This window comes from Exiguobacterium marinum DSM 16307, assembly GCF_000620845.1.
Lineage (GTDB): Bacteria > Bacillota > Bacilli > Exiguobacteriales > Exiguobacteriaceae > Exiguobacterium > Exiguobacterium marinum.
In genome coordinates this window covers 825,081-846,990 of the sequence record NZ_KK211189.1, presented here as the reverse complement: position 1 = coordinate 846,990, position 21,910 = coordinate 825,081, and the positions used below count along the sequence as shown (strand labels likewise).

Here is a 21,910-nt window from a genome sequence, read left to right as displayed (position 1 = left end):
CCTTACGCTTCCGTCGGTTTGACGGTTTCTTTTGTGAACAACATGGCAATCATCCCGATGACGAGAAGGACAGCTGCCAGATAAAAGCCTGTTTGCATCGACCCAGACTGGTCAACCAAGTAACCGGTGATATACGGTGCAAGAATCGATGAGGTCATTCCGACAAAGTTATAGACACCAAATACGGTTCCATATACTTTTTTCGGTGCGTTATTCGCTACGAATGAAAGAAGGACTGGGTCAAGTGCTAACTTTCCAGTCAACCCGTACAAGATAAGCGCCGCAAACAAAAGCGGTGTACTTTCTACGAATACGACGGCGAATATCGAAGCAATCGATAGAGGAACGAGCACAAATACGAGCGGCTTCTTCTTGCCCATTTTGTCTGACAAGTATCCAATCAACAGTGCCCCTGGGATTGAAGCCCATGGAACGAGAGATGAGATAAATCCAACATCACTTCCTTGGAACCCACGTTCGACTTGCAAGTACTGTGGTAGCCACGTGAGAATCATGAAGAAGCCGTAAAGTGAACAAAATACCATAATGAACGTTGCAAGTAAGTTTCGATTTTTAAACAAGCTCATGATAGAGAAATCTGATTTTTCTGCTGTTGCCTCTACACGCTCTGGACGTTTTTCTTTGATGACAAACCAGATTAAGACCCCGGTTAAAATTGTCGGGATTGTCATGAAGTAAAACGGCGTACGCCAACTCATTCCAAGTTCGAGCGTCAAATAACTTGATGAGATGTAACCGAGCGAAATACCGAGTGCCATACCACTGTTGATAATAGCTGTTCCGATAGTCAAAAATTGCTTTGGAATGGCTTCAGATGACAGGGCATATTGCGGACCGTAATACGTTCCTTCGCCAAGTCCTGTGATTGCTCGGGCAATCATGAACAAGAGAAATGTTGTAGCGAATCCAGTAATTCCGGTAAATAATCCGAAAAGAATGAAGCCTGGCACTAAAATACGTTTCCGTCCAAACTTATCGCCAAGTGAACCAGAAGGGATTTGGGCGATGGCGTACGTGAGGAAAAAGACACTGTTAATCAAACCGAGCTGAGCGTTATTCAACCCGAACTCTTGAGCCAAGTTCGGCATGACCGGATTCAGGATGGTCCGGTCCGCATACATAAACATCCAACCTAGGAAAAAGACGGCGACGACTTTCCACCAATACGGGATGCGCTCTCGCTTGGGCTCCAAGACGGGTTGGGAAACTGGGGATGTACTCATTGGGTTACTTCCTTTCTATTTTTGATATCGCTTACATTTATACTTTACGTCTCACTCCATAAGAAACGCATAAATAGAATGAGGGTCTTCGTAACAATTCCATAAAAAAACGCCCGAAGGCGCTTATGAGAGTAAGGCGTAGCCGATACCAGGATACGTCTTTAGTTGATTCGCCGCTTCTGTTGCCCCGGCAGCTTTCAATTTTTTTCGGATTCGACCAATGGTAACTCTCAAATATTCGACCTCTTCTCCGTATTCAGGTCCCCATACCGATTGCAAGAGCTCTCGATGTTGAACGACTTGATCTAGATGCTTGCCCAATTCGGATAATAAGGAGAATTCGTTTTGAGTCAACTTGACTTCCTCCCCTCGGTGAAACACTCTATTTCGTAAACGATCTATCTCAACACCTTTAATGTGAACAGTCATTTCCAGTACTTCTTCGGCAACGGATCTCCGAAGCACCGCTTTGACTCGTGCAAACAATTCTTCAAGTGCAAATGGTTTGGTCAAATAATCATCTGCCCCTAAGTTCAATCCATCTACTTTATCTTTGGATTGACTTCGAGCTGTCAACAAAATAACAGGGATATCCGACACGGTACGTAGACGACGCAGCACTTCAAATCCGTCCATTCGAGGCATCATAATATCGAGTAAGACCAAATCAAACTGATTCCGTTCAATTTCCTCTAAAAACTGACTACCGTCGATATATTGTTTCACTTCATAACCAAGCGAAAGTAAATTTGCCGCCACAAAACGTGCGATTTTCTTTTCATCCTCAACTATGGCAATTGTCGGCATTGCTTAGTCCTCCTCTTTTGGCATTGTTAGAAAGAATCGGGTTCCATGACCTAACTCACTCTCGACTCGAATATTCCCACCGTGGGCTTCAATGATTCCTTTGCAAATTGCTAACCCGAGACCGGTCCCGCCTTTTCGTCTCGTTGATTTCATTTCTACTTGATAAAAGCGATCAAAAATCCGATTTACATGATCGTGACGAATGCCAATCCCTTGATCTTCAATGACGAGTTGCCAAGACTCGTTTGTCTCTTCTGTCCGAATCTGAATCTTGGGTGAACCGTCACTGTATCGAACCGCATTCGTCAATAAATTGACGAGTACTTGCCGAAATCGATTAAAATCGACTTCGACTACGGTTGGTCCATTCCATTCGTACGTTGTATATTCTTCAATTTGCAGCTCTTTTATGATGGCTTTTACATAAGGGATGAACAAGACCGCTTCAAGTTCAACAGGAAAGTTTCCAGATTCAATTTTAGTGATGTCTAACCAGTCATCAATAAGTTGACGGATTCGTTGCGCATCTTCTTGGATCCCTTGTAACAATTCAGTTCGGAACGAGCTATCCCATGAGACGTCGGTCCTCATCAACGTTTCGATGCTTCCACGAATGTTTGTGAGCGGTGTTTTAAATTCATGAGATGCTAGTGAAATTAAATTATCCTTTAATTGATCGATTTCTACTTCACGAGTGACGTCGCGCACGATGTATCCTTGTCCGATAGTGTCGGATGAGCCAATCACTGAAAACGGTTGTACGTGGAAGATTTGATCGTCAATAAATAATCTAGAGATGTCTTTCTCATCACCATAGAGCTTCATAACCGTATCCCAATCCTCCACTTGATCAGATTGAGATAACTCGAAATTCAGCTCCATAAAGCGGTTCACATACTCAATTTCTCCACTTTCATTTAACACGATTACACCTTCGGACATACTACTTAATGTCGCATTCCACAAGGCGTTCTGTTTTGTCGTCTCATCGACCAACACTTTATTATCGAGAAGGATGGAAAAAGCATCACTAAGTGTGTGTAAAAAAATCTCTTCTCGCTTAGAGATGGTTTGATCGGCTGTTAATCCGACCAATAACATGCCACCTGCACGTCCTCCAAAATATAAATGGTTCGTATAAAACCGATAACCTTTTTGCTGTGCATCTAAAAATTCACACAAGCTCTCTTGTGATAAGATTGCGTCTTTTGAAATGACTTGATTCGGCAAGGAGACAAACAAAGGATAAGGCAAAATAGATGCCATATCTTGTAATGTACTTTGTACAAGTGAAATGATGTTCGGCGCATGACGAAACGATGTCATAAATTGATTGAGCGCCTTTAGCTCTAAGTTATTTTGTTCTAATTCTTTCGTTCGGCGAGATACCTTTTCTTCTAATGCCTCATTCAATTGACGTAAATTTTCTTGGCTCTCCCGAACATGTTCGGCCATATGTTCAAAACGTTTAGCCAATTCAATGATCTCTTTCGGGGCACGAATGGATTGCAAGTGCCTAACGACGTGAGAGGTTTCGTTGTGTTCAACGAGCAGTTCGGTTTGATTCATAAAATCCGCAAGCGAACGATTTAGTTTACGGGAAAGTATAGAGCCTAGGATAAACATAATGGTCGCAATCATTAAAAATAACAATGTGTTTGGAATAATTGTTTTTATAACAGAAGCCACTACACTTTCCACCGGACGAGCAATCCAAACCGTCCATCCATACTCAGGTACCACTTCATATGTGACAAATTGAGACTGCTGTTTTTCTTCATCAAAAACTCGCCAAACATTTCCCCACATTCGCTCTCCATGCTCATCCGGATTCATCGTAACCGTTTTCACTTCTTTAGACGGGTATGTGTTTGGATGAAACACAATCTGATCTCGATCATCCACGACTACCGGAAATTGTTCTTGATTAAAATTGTTGGCAATCAAGGTCTCTCCAATCCCTTCTAAACTTAAGGCACCTAATATGTAACCTGACATATCATCTTCTTCGGAGAATATCGGTGTTGCAATGACAATCAAAGGTTTTTGGCTACCTCCACGTCCTTGGAATACATGAGAGACGTATGTGTCTCTCGTCATTTGAAGTTGTTTGAAGTAAAAACGATTACTAAAATCAAGCCCGATATTAGACTGTCCGTCCCCATTTACTTTCGGTGAAAAAGCGATGGTACGTCCGCCCTCATCAGCGATATATAAATTCTCAAAGCGTGGATTGTGCGTTTTAATATGATCAATCATCTCCTGTTCAACAGCTACAGATGAACCTGTTGAACGAAGGGTTTCGACATTGTCTGCAGTCGTTTGAATAACTTGTCTACTTTGCTCAATGTAATCATACACAATCGACTGCATTTGTTTCGTGGCCACTTCCTGTTGTACAAACTCTTCTTTCACACCTTGTATGGTATCGAATAAATAGATAACTAAAGAAAAGAAACCTGAGACAATAATGAGTAAAATAAAATCAAATAACAATCTCCCCCGAAATGTTTCTCGCATACGACGGACTCGTTTCATTCTTTTCACCACCCTATAAAAAAGATTAGCACGCTTTATATTTTTTTAAGTTGCTCCTTCATATTTTTTATGTTTTTGTTATGACGGTGTTGTGACGGATTATGCTATTCCTGCTGTATCCTTTACTCAAATACAGCAGGAAAAAGCGGTCTAGACATCTGAATTCTAGACCGCTTCATAATTTGTCATATGTTTTTCAAGCTCTGTACTGGCAATGTTCTCTTTTCGGACTCTCACTTAAGGTGCAAATCAATCGAAAGTCTATATATATCTTTCCAAAAAACTTATGAACTCTTCAAACTGGAAGCGAGTGCCTCATCAAACCGTGCGGTAATTTGATGCGGGCGAGTAATCGCTCCACCTACGACGACAGCATATGTTCCTAAATTCATACAACGCTTCGCCATCTCAGGTGTCAAAATATTCCCTTCTGCGATAACCGGTCGAGACACGTGGTGTAACACATCTTTTAGAAACTTGAAATCATCATGGTAGAGGAGAGATCCGTTTGTCTCTTTTGTATATCCATGTAGCGTTGTCGAAATATAGTCAAAACCAAGACGATCCGCTTCGATACAATCGTTGAGTGTTGCACAATCCGCCATGATTGCCTGTTTCGGATAAATCGAACGAATGGCATGCACCAACTCTTGAAGCGTCACCCCGTTCGGTCGGAGGCGTTGTGTCGCATCGAGGGCGATTACGTCCACGCCGACTTCAATCAACTCTTCGACTTCTTTCATCGTTGCCGTGATAAAAACGTCACTGTCTTCATAGTCACGTTTGACGATGCCGATAATCGGAACAGCGACCTGTTTTTTAATTTCTTGAATATCTTTCGCTGAATTGGCCCGAATTCCTTTGGCGCCACCTTGAACGGCCGCGATGGCCATCCGTCCCATAATGAACTCACTATGGAGCGGTTCATCTTCTAAAGCCTGGCACGAAACAATCAATCCAGTCGGTAATGTTGTCATACTGATTATTCACTTCTTTCTTTTAAACGATCAAGCGCTTTAAGCGTTCGCATATAGTGCGCTTTTAATGCTTCATTCGTCTCCATCAATGTTTTCGTCACCGCATCTGCCGTAAAGAGAAGCGGGAGTTGGGTATTAATCAAGAATGCCTCTCCTGACGCACCGGCGGTCAACAAACGATAGTCGGCAAGCTCGGCAAGTGGCGAATGCTGATATCCGACGAACGCGACTGTCGTACAGCCCGATTCTTTTGCGAGTTGAACGGCTTGGACGACTTCTCGACTTTCTCCACTGTTTGAGAAAGCAATGACCAAATCTTCTGCAGTGACAATCGACGCGTCCATGACCATGCTATGACTATCAAAAGCCGTAGTTGCCAACAGTCCCATCCGTCTCAACCTGTATTCCATCTCTTGAGCAACCAGTCCAGCGTTGCCCAATCCATACAAATGGATGGAACGGCTCGAAGTAATTTCCTTACAAATAGCGAGCAACTCGTCTTGATCAATCAAATGAGCGGTTGTCTGAATCAATTCAATATATGATCGCTGCATCGGTTCGAGCGAAGTTGTTTGGGGCAAATTCGTTTCCGTCAACGTCTTTTGCATCATGAGCTTCAGTGAACTATAACTTCCCACTCCGATTTTTTTGCAAAACCGCGTGATGGTTCCTGGAGAAGTCGTAATCGCATTTGCTAAATCGGTAATGTTCATTTCGATTGCCTCATTCATGTTTGCCATCAGATAATCCGCAATCTTTTTCTCACTGTCTGTCATTTCTGAATACACGTGCTTCATTTGCTCCCACACGGTTCTTCCCTCCAACACATTTGTTATTCGCCCCGGCCTAACGCCTCTTGGACTTCATTCTTAATAATTGTAACAGAAGGACCGTAGATTACCTGAATCCCATTCCCTTTTTGAACCACCCCGTGCGCGCCTGTCTCTTTCAACAAGTCTTCACGGACATGTTGATTGTCGTTAACGGTAACGCGGAGGCGTGTCGCGCAGCAATCGACCGTCTCAATATTGTCATCGCCACCTAGTGCCGCAATGATGGCTGTTGTACGACCTGATGCTGCGATGTCTGCCGTCTTCGCTACCTCATCCGAGCGTCCTGGTGTCATGAAGTTGAACTTCGTGATTAGGAAGCGGAACGTAACGTAGTAGAGCAAGAACCAGAAGGCACCGATGACCGGTACGAGCATCCAGTTCGTCTTGTCATTCCCTTGTAAAACCCCGAATAAAATAAAGTCGATGAATCCTCCGGAAAACGTTTGACCAATTGTAATCTCAAAGATGTGAGCCATCATAAAGGCAAGTCCATCAAAGATGGCATGGACCAAATAGAGGACTGGCGCCACGAATAAGAACGCGAATTCGAGCGGTTCCGTGATTCCCGTCAAGAACGATGTGAGTGCGGCAGAAAACAAGAGACCGAATACGACTTTCTTTTGCTCTGGTTTGGCACAGTGATACATCGCAAGCGCTGCACCGAGAAGACCAAACATCATCGTGATGAATCGTCCAGACATGAAACGCGCTGTCCCCTCATAGAACTGTGTCGTATTTGGATCAGCCAATTGTGCGAAGAAAATCTTTTGTGTTCCTTCAATCAATGTACCGTCGATGACCATTGAGCCCCCGAGTCCAGTAGTCCAAAACGGAATGTAGAAAATATGGTGCAACCCGAATGGCCCAAGCATCCTTAGGACGAACCCATAGATGAACGTTCCAATATAACCTGTTTTCTCAACGATACCACCTAGTGAGAAAATCCCATTCTGTACCGTCGGCCAAATGAAATAGAGTCCAATCCCAACACCAATCGCCACGAATGATGTAATAATCGGCACAAAGCGTGATCCGCTGAAGAAGCCGAGAAACTGTGGAAGTACTTGCTTGTTATAGCGGTTATGCAAGAGTGCCGTGACAATCCCAATCAATATCCCGCCAAACACACCGGTTTCGAGTGTTTGGATTCCAAGTGCCATTCCTTGACCGGCACTTGCTAAGTTCGTTTCCATCAACTCTCCTGTAATCTGAAGCATAGCGTTGATGGTCGCATTCATAATCAAATAACCAAGCATTGCCGCCAAACCGGCCGTTCCTTTATCAGACTTCGCAAGTCCAACAGCGACACCGATAGCAAATAATACAGCCAAGTTCGCAAATACAATCGAACCTGCGGCTGCCATAATCGTGAACAGATGTTGCAACCAGTCGATGTCAAGAAACGGATATGCTTGTACCGTATTTGGGTTAGACAATGCGCCCCCAATCCCTAACAATAGTCCTGCTGCCGGTAAGACAGCAATCGGCAACATGAACGATTTCCCGAATTGTTGCGCTCGTTCAAAGAGACGTGACATGAATAATTCCTCCTTAAAATCATTTTCACCTGAATCATAATATGAAAAATATTTTAATGCAAGCGTTTACGGTAAAAAAGATTTTAAAAAAGAGTGACCACTTTGGGCCACTCAAGATTATCCCCGACTCTTCCGCGTCAACGTCAATCCACCAAATCCACTAATCACGGCGATGTAAAATCCTAAATCGTAAAACCAGCCCGTGTTATTCACTTCATAAACACGGTACGTATCATTGAATAGCCCTAAGATAAGTGAGATCGGTGCAATCCATCCATGCCAAATGCCCCAGAAAAAACCTGCCGGGTCTGTCGTGTACGTTCCATCACCCGGTACACAGCCTCCAAGCAATGTGACGAGCATCAACATAATGAGTATGATACCAAATCGTTTCATCGTTTATCCCTCCTGTTATGTGTATTCCCGTTTCTCGAAAAAAAGCACTGACAAACGTCAGCGCCAAAGTTGAACCGTGTTCGCAAACTCAATATCGGTCGAGAGTTCACCGTCCAGCGCATGAATATCGAAGTCTTCCCCGTCGAGCCACTTTTGGAAGTCGAAGATGACCGGGTCGCGGTCCCCGCCGAGCGCAAACCATGTCTCGAGTGTTTCCGGGAAATAGGCAGCCGTGTGAATCGTCCCGGCCCAACTTTTATAAAGTTCAGAGAAGACTCCTTTATCGGAGTCGTTCATGAGACGAAATGCGCTTTCCGCATCTTGAATCAAGTGCTGCACCACTTTGATTTCCATCATGCGACGCGTGGAATCATCAAGGTGGTAGCGATTCTCATGTTGCAATAGTTCGAAATGATTCGTGCAGATATTTGATTCGCGGACTTGAATGTCACGAGGCGTCGCCTCAATCACACGTGTTTTCGACGACTTGTCATGAACGACGTACGTAAATGAGCCGCGATGCGGAATCTCTTTTAATAAGTCGACCGCTTCTTCCACCGTCGCGCATGTTTCGAGAATGATGCGTCCGATCATCTGACAGACGAAGCCGTCTCCAGGTCGACGACGATTGATAAAGTTATAGCCCATGGCGAGTCCTTTTTCATTCATCCCGTCCATCCGACCCGTAATGCGAGAGACCGGTCCGATGACTGCATATCCATCATCGGGCTGAAAGACGTTGTAACGTCCGTCATACGTCATTGGATGGTAGTCGTAATTGCGGACGAGAAAGTTATCTCCCGTCAGAATCGAACATCCGCTGATTGGATTATTGACGCGGAAATGCCCGAAATGAAGCAGTGTATCATTGAGTGATAATTTTAGCTCATCTTGGAGGCCAATCAACTCTTCCCAAATCTTTGGAGCGAACTCCTCAAAAGCAGCCTTCGCCTCTGTGGCATCAATCTCAAATCGGGGGACACGTAGTTTCCATTGATCCGTCCGATTCTCAAGCAATTGACTTCGCTTTATATATTTACCTTGAAATCGACCGAAATCATAATGACTTCCACGAAATTGTGTCAGTTCACTAGAGAATTGTTGCATAAAAAAACCTCCCTTGCGCCCATTATAGCGGACACGCGAGAGGTCTGTCTGAAGTGAGACTGTTTTACAACTTGAACTGCTGACTCATCTGTTGCATCGACTCTGCCGTACTTGACAAGTCTTTGACGAGACGGTTCATCGTCTCACTCGTCGCTGACATCTGTTCAGTTGATGCAGCCACTTCTTCATTCCCAGCCGTGCTCTCTTCCGAAATTGAAGCGATTTCGGACAACCCGTGTTGAATCTGGTCTTGATTTGTCTTCACTCGGTCTAGTTGACCACGCATCGATCCAGTCAACTGTTGCATATGACGGACACTCTGTTCGATTTCAGTGAAAGCATGCTTCGTCGATTCGAGTGTCGCTTTACCTTCCTCAGCCGCTGTCATGCTTTCTGTAAACGTTTCCCCGAGCGCAATCGAGTTTTGTTTGACGCTTCCGACAATCTCCGAAATCTCACTGACGGAATCAGCAACACTGTCGGACAGTTTACGAATCTCTGAAGCGACGACCGCAAATCCTTTTCCGTGCTCACCGGCACGAGCCGCTTCAATCGCCGCGTTCAGTGCGAGTAAATTCGTTTGTTGCGAGATTTGTCGAATCATCGTCACGAGTTCAGTCACCTCGTCGGCTTGTTGTTCAAAGTCTCGAACTTGTCCTTGTGACGTCTTCACCTGCGTATGGATATGTGTCATTTTGTCGACAGCACTTTCCATATAACTCAGACCGTCCATCGTCACCCGACTGACGACCTCTGCCTGTTCGCTCACTTGCTCTCCATCAGATGTCGTTTGCTCGACAAGCGTCGAAAATTCATTCATATGTCCATATAGACGCATCGTCAACACACTTTGGTTTTCGACACCACTCGCGATTTCTTCCATCGTATAGGCAATTTGTCGAGAGGCATCATTCACTTCTTCTGAGATGCCTGAGACGTTGCCGCTCTCGTCACGTACCGTCTGTGCCGACGTTTGAATACCGGAAATCAAATCTTTCAACATATGGGTCATTTTGTCCATCGATGCCGTGAGACGCTTAATTTCATCGTCCGATTTCAGATGAATTTTCTCGACCTCATTCGTTGCTGTCGCCAAATCGCCTTCCGCAATTGAGGTCGCCACGCGCTCTAGCGATTGGAGCGGTCGCAACTTCCATCCAAGATAACGCCAAATAACGACGGCTGACATCACAAGTAAGATGATGAGGCCGATGAGGATTGGGAGTAAACTCTCTTTCAATACTTCTCCCGTAATCGCTGCGACTTCGGTTGCAGCTTTATCGATGCCGAGTACACCAACGACCTCGCTACCGCGTTTGATTGGGACGAGTACCGTGACATACTCCCCGTATTCCGGATCATCGATGATATCGGTCGTGACGGTCTTTCCTTGAAATGCTGCCTCTACTCTTTCATACGTCAGCGCTGTGGTCGACGTCCCGATGTCCGCTGCATCTGCCGAATTCAAGCCATCCACGATGATTTGAACGTCTTCATCCTCTGTGGCAATCGTATACACATACATAGCTCCGATTTGTTGGCGATATGTATCTAGATATTCACGAAACTGTTCATATTGTTCATTTTTTGACGGATTCCCCAAAAAGGATGTATATGCATCTGCATCGAACTCCTCATTAATTCGTTCGCCGTCCTCAATCATCGTCGCATGAAGCGTGCTGAGTACGGAATGTTTCGTACTAAAATACTGAACGACCCCGAACGTGACGATGAGCAACGTGACGAAGACTAACATCGCTGCTAAAATGCGTGTCTGTAAGGATTGTGATTTCTGTTTCATCTCGATCTCCTCCATTCTGTCCTTACTCTTTGTATCGGATAGAACGCATCAATCTCCACAAAAAAACAGACGATTTTCGACAAAATCGTCTGTTTTTATTCAATATTTGTCGAATTGACAATTTCGAGCGGAATCGTGACTTCTGATTCGCCTTCCTCTACGAGATGGAAGAGCGGAAGTGTTTCCGATACGAAAAGTTCAGGGTCTACGTCTGTCTGATATTCATACGTTCGAATGTCTTCTTCCCGTTCTGCAATCAATTCACCAAACGGAATCGCAATCCGTTCCCCATCGACCTCATAACTCATGACAGTCGTCGGGTCGAGGCGACGATTTTCAAGCATCCGAATCGTAAAGAGCATCGTTGTACTATTCGTACGTTCGAGTGAAACGGCAATCGCATCGGATTGTCCGGCACGCTTCTCAATCATCGTCTCATCCACATTTTGTTCATAGACGACATTTTCTTCTTTCGACTCTTCCGTCTGTAGTTGCTGACAGCCCACAATCGTCATTAAGCCAACTAGTAACACAATTACTAAAGCACGCATCCCATTTCTCCTTACTTCAAGGCGAAAGTGAGTTCTGCTTCACAAGCAACTTCTCCATCTACCGTAGCCACGGCACGTCCTTTACCGATTGGGCCACGTATTTTCATGATTTCCACCTCAAGACGCAGCTGATCGCCCGGAACGACTTGACGTTTGAAACGACAGTTGTCAATCCCTGCGAAAAAGGCGAGCTTGCCTCGATTTGATTCGTCTTTCAACATCGCGAAAGCACCGACCTGTGCGAGTGCCTCAACAATCAAGACGCCTGGCATGACGTTATAGTCTGGGAAATGCCCGTTAAAGAACTCTTCGTTCGCCGTGACATTTTTTAATCCGACAGCACGCTTCTTTTCCTCGACTTCTAAAATTCGATCAATTAACAGAAACGGGTATCTGTGTGGAATTACTTCTTTGATTTGCTCAACTGTATACATCCATCCACCGCCTTTAAGAGGTTAGCCAAAAGTCGGTGATATGGCGCCATGTTTCGATGTCGAATACATCTTTCCAATCGCCTCCGCCAATGACGCTATATCCAATGATCGCTCCGAGTGCGAGCATCGCGATTGCCAACACTAAAACAACGAGTACACGCAGTAAGATCGGGAATCGACGATGATTCGACAATCGTGATCGCTTTTTCTGCTCTGTCTCTTGTTCCGGTGAACCTTTTTGTTCTTCCGAACTCGTTTGTTCATCGTTCGCCACGTCCAACCATCCTTTCAGCTAAAATGATTATATCATATTAGTACCTGGTATTAAAATGCATAAATTGCTACCTTTTTAGTGTACCCTATGCACAAATGTCGAACAAGCATCCTTCCCTGACAGAAGGTGAACGATTATTTCCTTTTCTTAAAAATATGCTACGCTTATGCTATTCAATATCAGGAGGACTGTCTATGTGGAAAGAATTTAAAAAATTTGCGATGCGAGGAAATGTCATCGATTTGGCGATCGCTGTCGTATTAGGTGCAGCATTCACAGCCATCGTGAACTCGCTCGTCAACGATATTTTTATGCCGCTTCTCGGAATCATTATTGGAGGAATTGATTTTTCTAGTTTAAAAGTAAGCGTACTTGGCGTCGACGTTCTATACGGGAACTTCATTCAACAAATTGTATCTTTCGTCTTGATTGCCATCGCACTCTTCTTGATCGTAAAAGTCATCAACCGTCTGCAACGTGAGAAGGAAGTCGAAGAGGCCGCTGCCCCGATTCCTACGAAAGAAGAACAATTGTTGACAGAAATTCGTGATCTTTTGAAAGAACGTTCCCAGTGAACACGAAAGCGCCTTGACTATTGTCGAGGCGCTTTTTCAATGACGTGACGTACACGTCGAACTGCATTTGTTAGCAGCGGGGCCGCTTCCCATATCGCTTCTTCTAACGTCATAACCCGTGACACGATCGGAAAAATCGCAACGATGCCGGATTCCACATGAGAGGTATAATCGGATTGTCCCGTGAAGACGAGTGTCGGTACCCCATACGTATGTGCGAGACGGGCCAATCCGTAAGGTGCCTTTCCTTCAAGACTTTGCGCATCAAACTTTCCTTCTCCTGTGATGAGCCAATCTGCCTCTTTCAACAGTTCTTCCATCTTAGACCACTTGACTATTTCTTCGATGCCTTTCATGTATGTTGCACCGAGCTGTAAGAACGCAAACCCGATGCCTCCAGCTGCCCCTCCTCCCTGCCATATTCTCATATCCTGTTCAAAACAATTCGCATAGCTTTCAAGGATTTCGTCATATCGGATTACTTCATCTGCTGCCAATCCTTTCTGAGGACCGAACACATGCGCTGCCCCGTTCTCTCCAATCAGCGGATTACGCACATCGGAGGCGATTCGCCACTCGACGTTGCGTACTCTCGGATCGAGACCCGACCAATCTATCGATGCTACCTCATGAATCTGATGCGGGATAGTAGATAACACTGACCCGAACGTATCAAAAAAGCGAACACCCAGCGCCTCAAGCAATCCTTTCCCACCATCAATCGTTCCGCTCCCGCCAAGCCCAACGGTGATCACGCTTGCTCCACAGTCTAGTGCTTGAACAATCTGATGTCCAACTCCAATTGAACTGTAGCGCCACGGGTCGACATGCGAGAGGAGTGTCAAACCTGTCGTTTCTGCCACTTCGATGACCGCATGTTTCGTCGACGGTTCGAAACCAAATCGAGCGGTACGTTCTACTCCATCCAGACATGTGACGACCTCTTCCACGACCGTCGCATCTTCGTGCGTCTTGAACCAGGCATCAAGAAACCCCTCACCTCCGTCCGAAATCGGAATAGCGATCACTTCATGCCCATCGAGTGCATGCATGACGGCTTGATTGGCTTCCATACTCGAAAGTGAGCCTTTGAATGAGTCCATCGCAACCACGATTCGCATCTGTTGATCCTCCTGTTCTTTCAGTTATATAAAAACCGCTCCTCGGTATGAGAAGCGGTATGCGTTATGGACGCAATGCTGTGACAAGTCCCATCATTTGATCACTCATCGACATGGCCCGTGAGTTCATTTGATACGCACGTTGTGTAATGGTCATGTCGGTCATCTCTTTCGTCAAATCAACGTTCGATGACTCGAGTGTCCCTTCAATCAATAGATTTCCGAGCGGACGATCGACTTCGGTCTCCAAATCCGCTGCGAACACGTTATCCCCAAGCGGTCTTAATTCCGATGTATTGCGGACTTCCACGATGTCGAGACGTCCAAATTCTTGTTCCACTCCGTTCATGCTTGCGACGACTACGCCATCTTGGCGAATACGCTGATTCGTCGCATCGTTCGGCATCGTAATCGGATTGCCGTCATCTCCAAGAAGCGGGTTTCCGTTCACATCGACAAGTGTCGTCTCGTCACCAACTGACAGTTGCATATTCCCACTGCGTGTCACACCGACGCCATTCGGTGTGTCTACAACGAAAAATTGACGGCTCGCCTTCAAGAAGACGTCCAAACCGCGATCTGTCGTACGTACTTGTCCGATATTGAATTGTTGTGTGATGTCGGCGACATGTCCACCAACGCCGATTCGAATCCCATTCGGCGTATCACGGCCAATTTCAAATTCCGGGCGCGGTTGGTTATTGTATGCCTGTGACAACAAGGAAGCAAACTGTCCCTGCTGCCGCTTGAACCCGACCGTATCGACGTTCGCGATGTTATGACCTGTCACATCCAATTGACGTTGTAGTTGGGACAGGGAGTTAACCGAATTATAAATAGACTGCATGGTTCTCCTCCTTAACGAATACGAGCGATTTCGATTGCCCGCTCGGCACTTTTATCATACGCTTGGACGACTTTTTGATTGGCTTCAAACTGACGATACGTCATCATAAGATCTGCCATCGTCTGATCGAGATTGACGTTCGCTTCTTCAATAAATCCTTGCAATACCTCTACTTGTGCAGGAGCAGGCGCATCACCCGTCACACGCCAGTCATTTCCGACTTGCTCCAGTGTTGTCAAATCATCGATTTGATAAGCACCAAGTGTCCCCACATTTTGTCCAAGAGAGGTGATGACCCCATCTTTTCCTACTTGGAACTCACTTGATGGCAACTGAATTCGTTCCCCCTCATCGGAGAGGATATACCCACCGTCCGCAGAGCGAAGGAATAATGCCTCGTCAATCGAGAAGCGTCCGTTTGTCGTGTACAATGTTTCCTCGCCCTGTTCGACTGCAAACATCGGAGCTCCCGTGAAATCAGTAGGTGCCTTTAAATAAAGGTCTGTCGGGCTACCGGATTCTGTGATACTTCCAGCCGAGAAACGGGGCATCGTTTCTTGAAGATAGACACCCATCGAAAGAGTCCCTACCTCTCCTTTCACACGCGACTTCCCGTTATCTGGGTTACTGACTTGCGCGAGTAACATCTCCGGAAACGATCGGACCACGCCGTCAGACGCCTTGAAGCCCGGGGTTCGGACATTACCAAGGTTATTGCTTAAAATCTCTTGCTGGCGCTGAAGGGCATTCATCGCACCCGCTGCTGTATATAATCCGCGTAGCATAATCGTCTTCCTTTCATCCTATATCATGATTCACTCTCTATATCGTACCAAATGAGCGTCGCATTCACCGTTTTTTCAAAAAAAGTCCATCCTATTTATTTAGGAAGAACTTTTTTCATTGATATGATTGACCATCGGTAACTCAACCATCATCGTTGTACCTTTTCCAATTTGAGAGCGAACGGCAATCGTACCACCGTGCAGTTGAACGATTTCTTTACAAATGGATAGACCTAAACCGGTTCCGCCGATTCGTTTACTCTCTTCCGATGAAGAGCGGTAAAACTTATCGAAAATCCGATCCGCGTCTTCGTCAGAAAGTCCAAGTCCTTCATCTGTGATGGCGATTTGAATCGTGTCTTGCTCACACGTTACATCAACCGTTACATTCCCACCGTTTGGTGAATATTTTATAGAATTGTTCAAGATGTTCGAAAATACTTGACGCAACTGCGCCGGGTCGCCCGCCACAAAAATGGATTCGTCACAGTTAAAGTGGAAGAAGTGGTGCTCCGTTGAACCAGCATGAATCTCGAGGATATCGGACAGCAGTTCAAATAAACTTTCGACTTGAAATTCCGGTGTTCCCATTCCCGCCTCCATTTTTTGTACGTCTAACAAATCACTCACGAGCCGTTCGAGCCGTTTTGTTTCACTCGTAATCATCTCTAAATATCGAGTTCGCTTCTCTTCTTTTAATTTACGATTTTTCAGAAGTTCTGAAAATCCAAGAATTGATGTGAGTGGTGTCCGTAACTCATGGGATACCGTCGCCACGAGCTCTGTCTTCAGACGATTGATTTCTGTTTCCTGGGTAATATCTCGTGATACGAAAATCACACCGACCCGTTCGTTATTCAAATCAATCGGTTCTGCGTACATCCGAATCGTCTTCTGCCCATCAAGCATCGAATACGTGTACGTTTCCTCGAACACACCTTCTTCTTTCGCACGCTTAGTGAAGCGATTCAGTTCCTCTGGATTATCGAGTTGATTCATAAACATCGGGTAATGCATCGCAATTGGATATAAGCTCCCCCGCTCCTGTGATGGAATCGGGTGTTCATATAAGTCAAAGAGCGCGCTGTTCGCAAAACGTTCGTTCGTTGAAAGTTCTGTGTATACAATCGAGTCCCGCATCGTGTGCAAAATACGGGCGGTCTTCTCACGTTCTAAGTCGACTTGGCTTTGTTGATTTTGAAGTGAGGTTGCCATTTCATTAAATGCCTTCGATAACTGTCCGACTTCGTTTTTCAACGGTTTGATTGGAATAAGGGTCGCATTCGGATTATTCGAGAGTCGTTCACTGTTGACCATCAGCGTTTGCAATTGATTTATCAGTCTTAAAATATACGGTTGTAAGCCGACGAATAACAAGAAGAGTGCCCCGAGTAAAATCAAGAGCCACATCCATTGTGCTTTCACTAACTGTTTCGACAGCGAGTCTCGTAATTCACTTTCTTGAAAATCAAGATTTTGTCGATAATCGGTAAAGACCGATTCCATATCGACGATGCTCGCACTCATATCGGCCGCACTACTTGAGTTCAGCTTAAATCTTGTTTGCGTGGACGTTTCATTTTTCGGCATGAATTGTCCTACGGTGCGCATCTGCAGGAACGATTCATCAATTTCTCCTGCCTGCTTCGCAACCACATATTGCTCTAGTGCCGGCATGACGCGCGTCGTATAGATAGAAAAGAGGAGGCGCGCATCTTCAGCAAACTGTACTTCTTCTTCATTTTTTGCTTGTGTCTCGAACCAGATTGTTTGCTCATTGATATTCGTCTGAGCTGTTCGTACTTCTTCTAATAGAGCACTTTCTCCAAGAAGCACGTGACCTCTTAACTCGTATTGCATCGATTGCCACGTTTCAAATAGGTCTGTCGCCCGTGCACGTTGCTCACTGATTCTTTCTAATTTTACGGTCGTCTCTTGAATCGATTGCTGTGTATAAAAATAGGTTCCAATCGACGTGAGCGTCACTAAGGCAATCAATATATATAAAATTGTCATAACTTGTCGACTAATGCGTTGTTCAATCCAACGTTTCATGGAATGCCTTCTTCCTTCACTCTTAGAATGCCTCACCTCGTACGGTGAATGACTTTTTCTGTTCAAACAAAAAAAGTTCGGGTACGATGATGAGACGGAGAGTCACTTCAAAAATCCATTCACCTAATAGGAAGAATAACGGAAGGACCTCACAAGAAACTCACAAAGATTGAAGGGAATGTGCACATGACGCGTAATCGAATGACGTTTATCTTCATCCTTGTGATGTTGATTGGCGTCAGTCTCACTTTATTGATTCGACATCAGTCGATTAATCCAACCGTCACCGTTAATAAGGGCGAAGCTTCTCTTCTCTCTTCTACTGTTGACGAAGAAATCTTGAGACTAGACGGCTCATGGCGTTATGAGTCAGGAATTGTCAGCCAAGTTGATCGTCGATCCTATCGAACCATTCCTTTTACAACCCCTTATCGTGAATCTACCTATGAACTCGATATCGCGTTGCCAACCGGTACGTATGCCTTGCTCATTCCAAAGTCCCTATCATCCTCTAAGCTTTTGATTGATGGGAAAATGGTTGAAACGATACAAATTGGAAACAATCGTCTCGTCGAGCAGCCGTCTCTCCTCCTGATCGATGATGAGACAAAACAATTCCGACTGACGATTCAACATGAACGACAGGCAGGTAATTCCGCACCCATCGAAGAAAGTATATTGGTCGGACCGTTACATGCCATCATGACTACTCAAAATGCTTATGCCGGCTACGAATTTTTCATGTTGCTCATTTCACTTTTGATTGCCATGTTCTATGCCATCGTCTATCTCTTTCACCGAAATGAACGGTTGTATGGTTTCGGGACAGCCTTCTTTTTGTTGACGAGTTTTTCAATCATGTCCCGAAACGGCATGTGGATCTCGGGGAGTGATAAGTTGACGTTAAGTTTAGCCTTACTGAGCATCATCATGCTAATTGAGTTTTCGCGATGTTTGGAACGGGTGTCATTTGACCGGTTTTTGGCCATTTCGAGATATCCACTGTATGGATTGACTGTACTAGCCATCTTCCTGCCCTCTTCCGTTTACGAGGGGTATGAATACTTTGTATGGATGATCGTTTTATTTATCACGTTCTTCTGGGTCGGATTGAATATTGGATGGCTTCTTGAAAAATACAAGTCAGGTAACCCGCTCGAATTATTAACCTTCACGCTCGCCCAACTCGTCGGGTATATCGGAATCACGACATCGACGTTCATCGTTTCGCCCGATCAGCAGTTGTATGCTAATACATTTACTATCATTTATTTCCTGTTGATGTTTTTATTGCTACCGATTCATCTGTCCACGGATAAGAATAAGAAACAACAAGTTGAAGCGTTGGCCTCGCAACACGAAATGTCATTCTTCAACGCTCAAATCAAACCACACTTCCTCTACAATACGTTTGGAAACGTGATCGCTCTCTGTTATACGTCTCCACCCGATGCAGCTCGTCTACTCAGTCATTTGAGCACTTACGTCCGCTTTATTTTTGAAAATGGTCGTACCGAAAATGAGATTTCTATTCGCCAAGAAGTCGATATGATCGACTCTTATCTCGCCATTGAACAGACACGGTTTCGTGATTCGTTCGAGATCGAGAAAGAAATTGATGAATCTCTTTTGGACTGTTCGATCCCGCCCTTGTTGATTCAACCACTTGTTGAAAACGCCGTTCGACATGGACTCTATCGACACCCTGGACAAAAACGACTCACACTTTCCATCCAAGAACGAAACGGAATGATTGAGATTTATGTTCAAGATACAGGGAGTGGTTTTGATCCAGATTTATCAAAAGAAACATCTGGTATCGGAATATGTAATATTAAAAATCGGATTGAACATCTCCAGGGTGCGACATTCGACTTAAATTCCGTTTTAAGAAAAGGAACTACTGTCCATTTGCGATTACTAAAACAGGAAAGGACGAATCACTTAGATGCGTACGATTTTAATTGAAGATGAACATCATATTTTAGGGATGATGGAGCGGATTATAAAAGAGGAGCCGTCTCTTGAGTGGATTGGTTCGTTCCAAAGTCCGGTTCAAGCTCTCACTTTTATTCAAAAGCACCCGGTAGACCTTGTCTTTTTAGATATCGAGATGCCTGAAATGACCGGGCTTGAGCTTGCCACCTATTTGCCTGAACGGACGCAGATCGTCTTTACAACGGCCCATCAACAATATGCAGTCGAAGCATTCAATCTTCATGCGACACATTACTTGTTGAAGCCAATCACTGAGCAGATGATTCATAATGTCATTCCACGTATCATCCAGCGCTATGAGACAATTCAACAAAAGAACCTCCATCAATCTTGTCGCATACAATTCTTGGATCGTTTTTCGGTACGAACACAAGATGGAAGCCTTGTGAAGTGGCCAACGCAAAAAACGGAGGAGTTATTCGCTTATTTGGTCTATCATCGTAAACAGGTCGTTAATAAATGGGTGCTTGCCGAAACACTTTATCCGGACATCGATGAACCACAACGCGCCTTACACAACGTATACAACACTATCTATCGATTGAAGAAGACGTTAGCTGAACATGAACTCGATATTATTGTCAATACGATAAATAATGGCTATTCCATCGAACTTGGTGATACCTGTGCCTGTGATTATTATGATTGGCTTGATGCGACTGAATCTACGATTTCAAAAACGGACTTGAAAAATCGCTTGTTTGTCGACAAAGACTATACGTGGCACTAAGAAAAGGCATCTCGCAAAAAGCAAGATGCCTTTTTGTATTAGCGTCCCGTGAAACCACCATCCACATGAAGATGTTGTCCGTTCACCCATGCCCCATCTATCCCCATCAAGAAAAAAAACAAAACGAGCCGTATCTTCAGGCGTTCCAAAGCGATTGTTTGGAAACATGGATCAGTTTTCTTCCAAGAATCCGAAGATAACGTCTTTTGACTCTTATCTGAAAAACTCGTCTACCTATACAAAACAAGCGACCGCTCGCGCGGTCGCTTGTTTGTTTACTTCAATCGATCTAAGTTCTCGAGCATGATGCCTGTCCCGTGCGCGACACTGAGTGTCGGCTCCTCGGCCATCATGACTGGAAGCATGACGCGCTCTGCTACAAGTTGGTCAAGACCGTGAAGGAGTGATCCTCCACCTGTCATGATGATGCCACGGTCAATAATATCAGCTGCGAGTTCTGGTGGTGTCTGTTCTAACACCCGCTTCGTCGCTTCGACGATTTCATTGGCTGATTCAGCCATTGCTTCGCGAAGTTCCTCCGACGTGATGGTCACCGTACGTGGCAATCCACGTACCATGTCACGTCCACGAATATCCATCGTTTCGTTACGCCCACCTGGGAATACGGTTGCAATTTCTTTCTTTATTTGCTCGGCTGTACGCTCCCCGATGATGAGCTTATGCTTTTCTTTGATGGCGCGAAGGATGTCCGTATCGAAACGGTCCCCGGCAATCTTGATTGTTTCACCGCAAACGATGTCTCCCATCGAGAGGATGGCGACGTCTGTCGTCCCACCACCGATATCGATGATCATGTGACCGACTGGCTTCCAAATATCCATGCCTGAACCAACGGCTGCCGCTTTCGGTTCTACGGCAAGAAAGACCTCTTTCGCTCCTGCTTTCTCAGCTGCTTCGCGAATCGCTTTTGCTTCGACCGGTGTGACGTTCGCAGGTGTACAAATCAACATACGAATGCCTCCGAAGAAGCCTCGGACTTGAATTTTTTCGATGAAGTGACGGAGCATTTCTTCTGTAGTGGCGAAATCGGCGATGACTCCATCACGGAGAGGACGAATCGCTACGATATCACCAGGTGTACGACCAACCATCTCATACGCTTCTGAACCGACTGCTAGTACTTTCCCTGTAGAGCGTTTCATCGCAACGACTGAAGGCTCGTCTAAGACGATTCCTTTCCCTTTGACGTGAATGACAACATTTGCTGTCCCTAAATCAATCCCGATATCTTTTGAAAACATGATGTGTAGGTTCCTCCGTTCGTTCTTCATTGAAAAG

General features: G+C 45.1%; 20 protein-coding genes. 3 read left to right on the top strand and 17 right to left on the bottom strand.

The annotated features are described in order from the left end of the window. Positions 1-2: 2 nt before the first annotated feature. From P400_RS0104840 to P400_RS0104785, 12 genes are all read right to left on the bottom strand, one after another. Complete coding sequence (locus P400_RS0104840; protein ID WP_034770842.1) at positions 3-1,244, bottom strand: MFS transporter; 1,242 nt, start codon at positions 1,242-1,244, stop codon at positions 3-5. A gap of 123 nt (positions 1,245-1,367) precedes the next feature. Beyond that, positions 1,368-2,051 carry a response regulator transcription factor gene (locus P400_RS0104835; protein WP_026825117.1) on the bottom strand — a complete coding sequence of 228 codons (684 nt, stop codon included), beginning with the start codon at positions 2,049-2,051 and terminating at the stop codon, positions 1,368-1,370. Positions 2,052-2,054: 3 nt separating this feature from the next. Continuing rightward, complete coding sequence (locus P400_RS0104830; RefSeq protein WP_026825116.1) at positions 2,055-4,589, bottom strand: ATP-binding protein; 2,535 nt, start codon at positions 4,587-4,589, stop codon at positions 2,055-2,057. A 284-nt stretch (positions 4,590-4,873) separates the two neighbouring features. Continuing rightward, entirely contained in the window at positions 4,874-5,566 is a 693-nt protein-coding gene (locus P400_RS0104825; RefSeq protein WP_026825115.1) for an N-acetylmannosamine-6-phosphate 2-epimerase, read from the bottom strand. 5 nt (positions 5,567-5,571) lie between these two features. Beyond that, a complete protein-coding gene (locus P400_RS0104820; RefSeq protein WP_026825114.1) occupies positions 5,572-6,375 on the bottom strand; it encodes a MurR/RpiR family transcriptional regulator in 804 nt (267 codons plus the stop codon). Between the two features lie 23 nt (positions 6,376-6,398). Continuing rightward, entirely contained in the window at positions 6,399-7,937 is a 1,539-nt protein-coding gene (locus P400_RS0104815) for a maltose/glucose-specific PTS transporter subunit IIC (RefSeq protein WP_026825113.1), read from the bottom strand. A gap of 117 nt (positions 7,938-8,054) precedes the next feature. Continuing rightward, positions 8,055-8,333 carry a hypothetical protein gene (locus P400_RS0104810; protein WP_026825112.1) on the bottom strand — a complete coding sequence of 93 codons (279 nt, stop codon included), beginning with the start codon at positions 8,331-8,333 and terminating at the stop codon, positions 8,055-8,057. Between the two features lie 57 nt (positions 8,334-8,390). After that, entirely contained in the window at positions 8,391-9,440 is a 1,050-nt protein-coding gene (locus P400_RS0104805) for a C45 family autoproteolytic acyltransferase/hydolase (RefSeq protein ID WP_026825111.1), read from the bottom strand. 64 nt (positions 9,441-9,504) lie between these two features. Further along, positions 9,505-11,241: a methyl-accepting chemotaxis protein gene (locus tag P400_RS0104800; protein ID WP_026825110.1), complete on the bottom strand. Its 1,737-nt coding sequence runs from the start codon at positions 11,239-11,241 to the stop codon at positions 9,505-9,507. Positions 11,242-11,336: 95 nt separating this feature from the next. Beyond that, complete coding sequence (locus P400_RS0104795; protein ID WP_026825109.1) at positions 11,337-11,792, bottom strand: hypothetical protein; 456 nt, start codon at positions 11,790-11,792, stop codon at positions 11,337-11,339. Between the two features lie 11 nt (positions 11,793-11,803). Beyond that, a complete protein-coding gene (fabZ, locus tag P400_RS0104790; protein ID WP_026825108.1) occupies positions 11,804-12,226 on the bottom strand; it encodes a 3-hydroxyacyl-ACP dehydratase FabZ in 423 nt (140 codons plus the stop codon). Between the two features lie 13 nt (positions 12,227-12,239). Continuing rightward, positions 12,240-12,500 (bottom strand): DNA-directed RNA polymerase subunit beta, encoded by a 261-nt coding sequence (locus P400_RS0104785; protein WP_026825107.1) that lies wholly within the window; start codon positions 12,498-12,500, stop codon positions 12,240-12,242. A gap of 194 nt (positions 12,501-12,694) precedes the next feature. Between P400_RS0104785 and mscL the strand changes: the two genes are divergently transcribed. Next, entirely contained in the window at positions 12,695-13,075 is a 381-nt protein-coding gene (gene mscL / locus P400_RS0104780; RefSeq protein WP_026825106.1) for a large conductance mechanosensitive channel protein MscL, read from the top strand. Positions 13,076-13,092: 17 nt separating this feature from the next. On the opposite strand, the gene P400_RS0104775 is transcribed toward mscL, so the two are convergent. The 4 genes from P400_RS0104775 to P400_RS0104760 all read right to left on the bottom strand — a co-directional run bounded on the left by P400_RS0104775 (position 13,093) and on the right by P400_RS0104760 (position 17,883). Continuing rightward, positions 13,093-14,196: a glycerate kinase family protein gene (locus tag P400_RS0104775; RefSeq protein ID WP_026825105.1), complete on the bottom strand. Its 1,104-nt coding sequence runs from the start codon at positions 14,194-14,196 to the stop codon at positions 13,093-13,095. Between the two features lie 64 nt (positions 14,197-14,260). Next, positions 14,261-15,043: a flagellar hook-basal body protein gene (locus P400_RS0104770; RefSeq protein ID WP_026825104.1), complete on the bottom strand. Its 783-nt coding sequence runs from the start codon at positions 15,041-15,043 to the stop codon at positions 14,261-14,263. A gap of 11 nt (positions 15,044-15,054) precedes the next feature. After that, the gene (locus tag P400_RS0104765) at positions 15,055-15,828 is read right to left on the bottom strand and encodes a flagellar hook-basal body protein (protein WP_026825103.1); all 774 of its coding nucleotides are present in this window, start codon (positions 15,826-15,828) and stop codon (positions 15,055-15,057) included. 99 nt (positions 15,829-15,927) lie between these two features. Further along, the gene (locus P400_RS0104760; RefSeq protein WP_026825102.1) at positions 15,928-17,883 is read right to left on the bottom strand and encodes a HAMP domain-containing sensor histidine kinase; all 1,956 of its coding nucleotides are present in this window, start codon (positions 17,881-17,883) and stop codon (positions 15,928-15,930) included. Between the two features lie 186 nt (positions 17,884-18,069). On the opposite strand from P400_RS0104760, the gene P400_RS0104755 reads away from it, so the two are divergent. Both P400_RS0104755 and P400_RS0104750 read left to right on the top strand, forming a co-directional pair. Continuing rightward, a complete protein-coding gene (locus tag P400_RS0104755; protein ID WP_026825101.1) occupies positions 18,070-19,851 on the top strand; it encodes a sensor histidine kinase in 1,782 nt (593 codons plus the stop codon). After that, a complete protein-coding gene (locus tag P400_RS0104750) occupies positions 19,832-20,611 on the top strand; it encodes a response regulator (RefSeq protein WP_026825100.1) in 780 nt (259 codons plus the stop codon). The genes P400_RS0104755 and P400_RS0104750 overlap by 20 nt, the downstream gene beginning before the upstream one ends. Before the next feature lie 275 nt (positions 20,612-20,886). Here the strand turns inward: P400_RS0104750 and mreB are convergent, their stop codons facing one another. Then, positions 20,887-21,873 carry a rod shape-determining protein gene (mreB, locus tag P400_RS0104745; RefSeq protein ID WP_026825099.1) on the bottom strand — a complete coding sequence of 329 codons (987 nt, stop codon included), beginning with the start codon at positions 21,871-21,873 and terminating at the stop codon, positions 20,887-20,889. Between the last annotated feature and the right edge of the window lie 37 nt (positions 21,874-21,910).

What these genes read in the sequence shown, in the direction of transcription:
- P400_RS0104795 (WP_026825109.1), bottom strand. Translation starts at nt 11,792, where the DNA reads ATGCGTGCTTTAGTAATTGTGTTACTAGTTGGCTTAATGACGATTGTG.
- P400_RS0104825 (WP_026825115.1), bottom strand. Translation starts at nt 5,566, where the DNA reads ATGACAACATTACCGACTGGATTGATTGTTTCGTGCCAGGCTTTAGAA.
- P400_RS0104755 (WP_026825101.1), top strand. Translation starts at nt 18,070, where the DNA reads ATGACGCGTAATCGAATGACGTTTATCTTCATCCTTGTGATGTTGATT.
- P400_RS0104840 (WP_034770842.1), bottom strand. Translation starts at nt 1,244, where the DNA reads ATGAGTACATCCCCAGTTTCCCAACCCGTCTTGGAGCCCAAGCGAGAG.
- P400_RS0104815 (WP_026825113.1), bottom strand. Translation starts at nt 7,937, where the DNA reads ATGTCACGTCTCTTTGAACGAGCGCAACAATTCGGGAAATCGTTCATG.
- P400_RS0104830 (WP_026825116.1), bottom strand. Translation starts at nt 4,589, where the DNA reads ATGAAACGAGTCCGTCGTATGCGAGAAACATTTCGGGGGAGATTGTTA.
- mreB (WP_026825099.1), bottom strand. Translation starts at nt 21,873, where the DNA reads ATGTTTTCAAAAGATATCGGGATTGATTTAGGGACAGCAAATGTTGTC.
- P400_RS0104805 (WP_026825111.1), bottom strand. Translation starts at nt 9,440, where the DNA reads ATGCAACAATTCTCTAGTGAACTGACACAATTTCGTGGAAGTCATTAT.
- P400_RS0104835 (WP_026825117.1), bottom strand. Translation starts at nt 2,051, where the DNA reads ATGCCGACAATTGCCATAGTTGAGGATGAAAAGAAAATCGCACGTTTT.
- P400_RS0104775 (WP_026825105.1), bottom strand. Translation starts at nt 14,196, where the DNA reads ATGCGAATCGTGGTTGCGATGGACTCATTCAAAGGCTCACTTTCGAGT.
- P400_RS0104750 (WP_026825100.1), top strand. Translation starts at nt 19,832, where the DNA reads ATGCGTACGATTTTAATTGAAGATGAACATCATATTTTAGGGATGATG.
- P400_RS0104810 (WP_026825112.1), bottom strand. Translation starts at nt 8,333, where the DNA reads ATGAAACGATTTGGTATCATACTCATTATGTTGATGCTCGTCACATTG.
- P400_RS0104770 (WP_026825104.1), bottom strand. Translation starts at nt 15,043, where the DNA reads ATGCAGTCTATTTATAATTCGGTTAACTCCCTGTCCCAACTACAACGT.
- P400_RS0104765 (WP_026825103.1), bottom strand. Translation starts at nt 15,828, where the DNA reads ATGCTACGCGGATTATATACAGCAGCGGGTGCGATGAATGCCCTTCAG.
- fabZ (WP_026825108.1), bottom strand. Translation starts at nt 12,226, where the DNA reads ATGTATACAGTTGAGCAAATCAAAGAAGTAATTCCACACAGATACCCG.
- P400_RS0104760 (WP_026825102.1), bottom strand. Translation starts at nt 17,883, where the DNA reads ATGAAACGTTGGATTGAACAACGCATTAGTCGACAAGTTATGACAATT.
- P400_RS0104800 (WP_026825110.1), bottom strand. Translation starts at nt 11,241, where the DNA reads ATGAAACAGAAATCACAATCCTTACAGACACGCATTTTAGCAGCGATG.
- mscL (WP_026825106.1), top strand. Translation starts at nt 12,695, where the DNA reads ATGTGGAAAGAATTTAAAAAATTTGCGATGCGAGGAAATGTCATCGAT.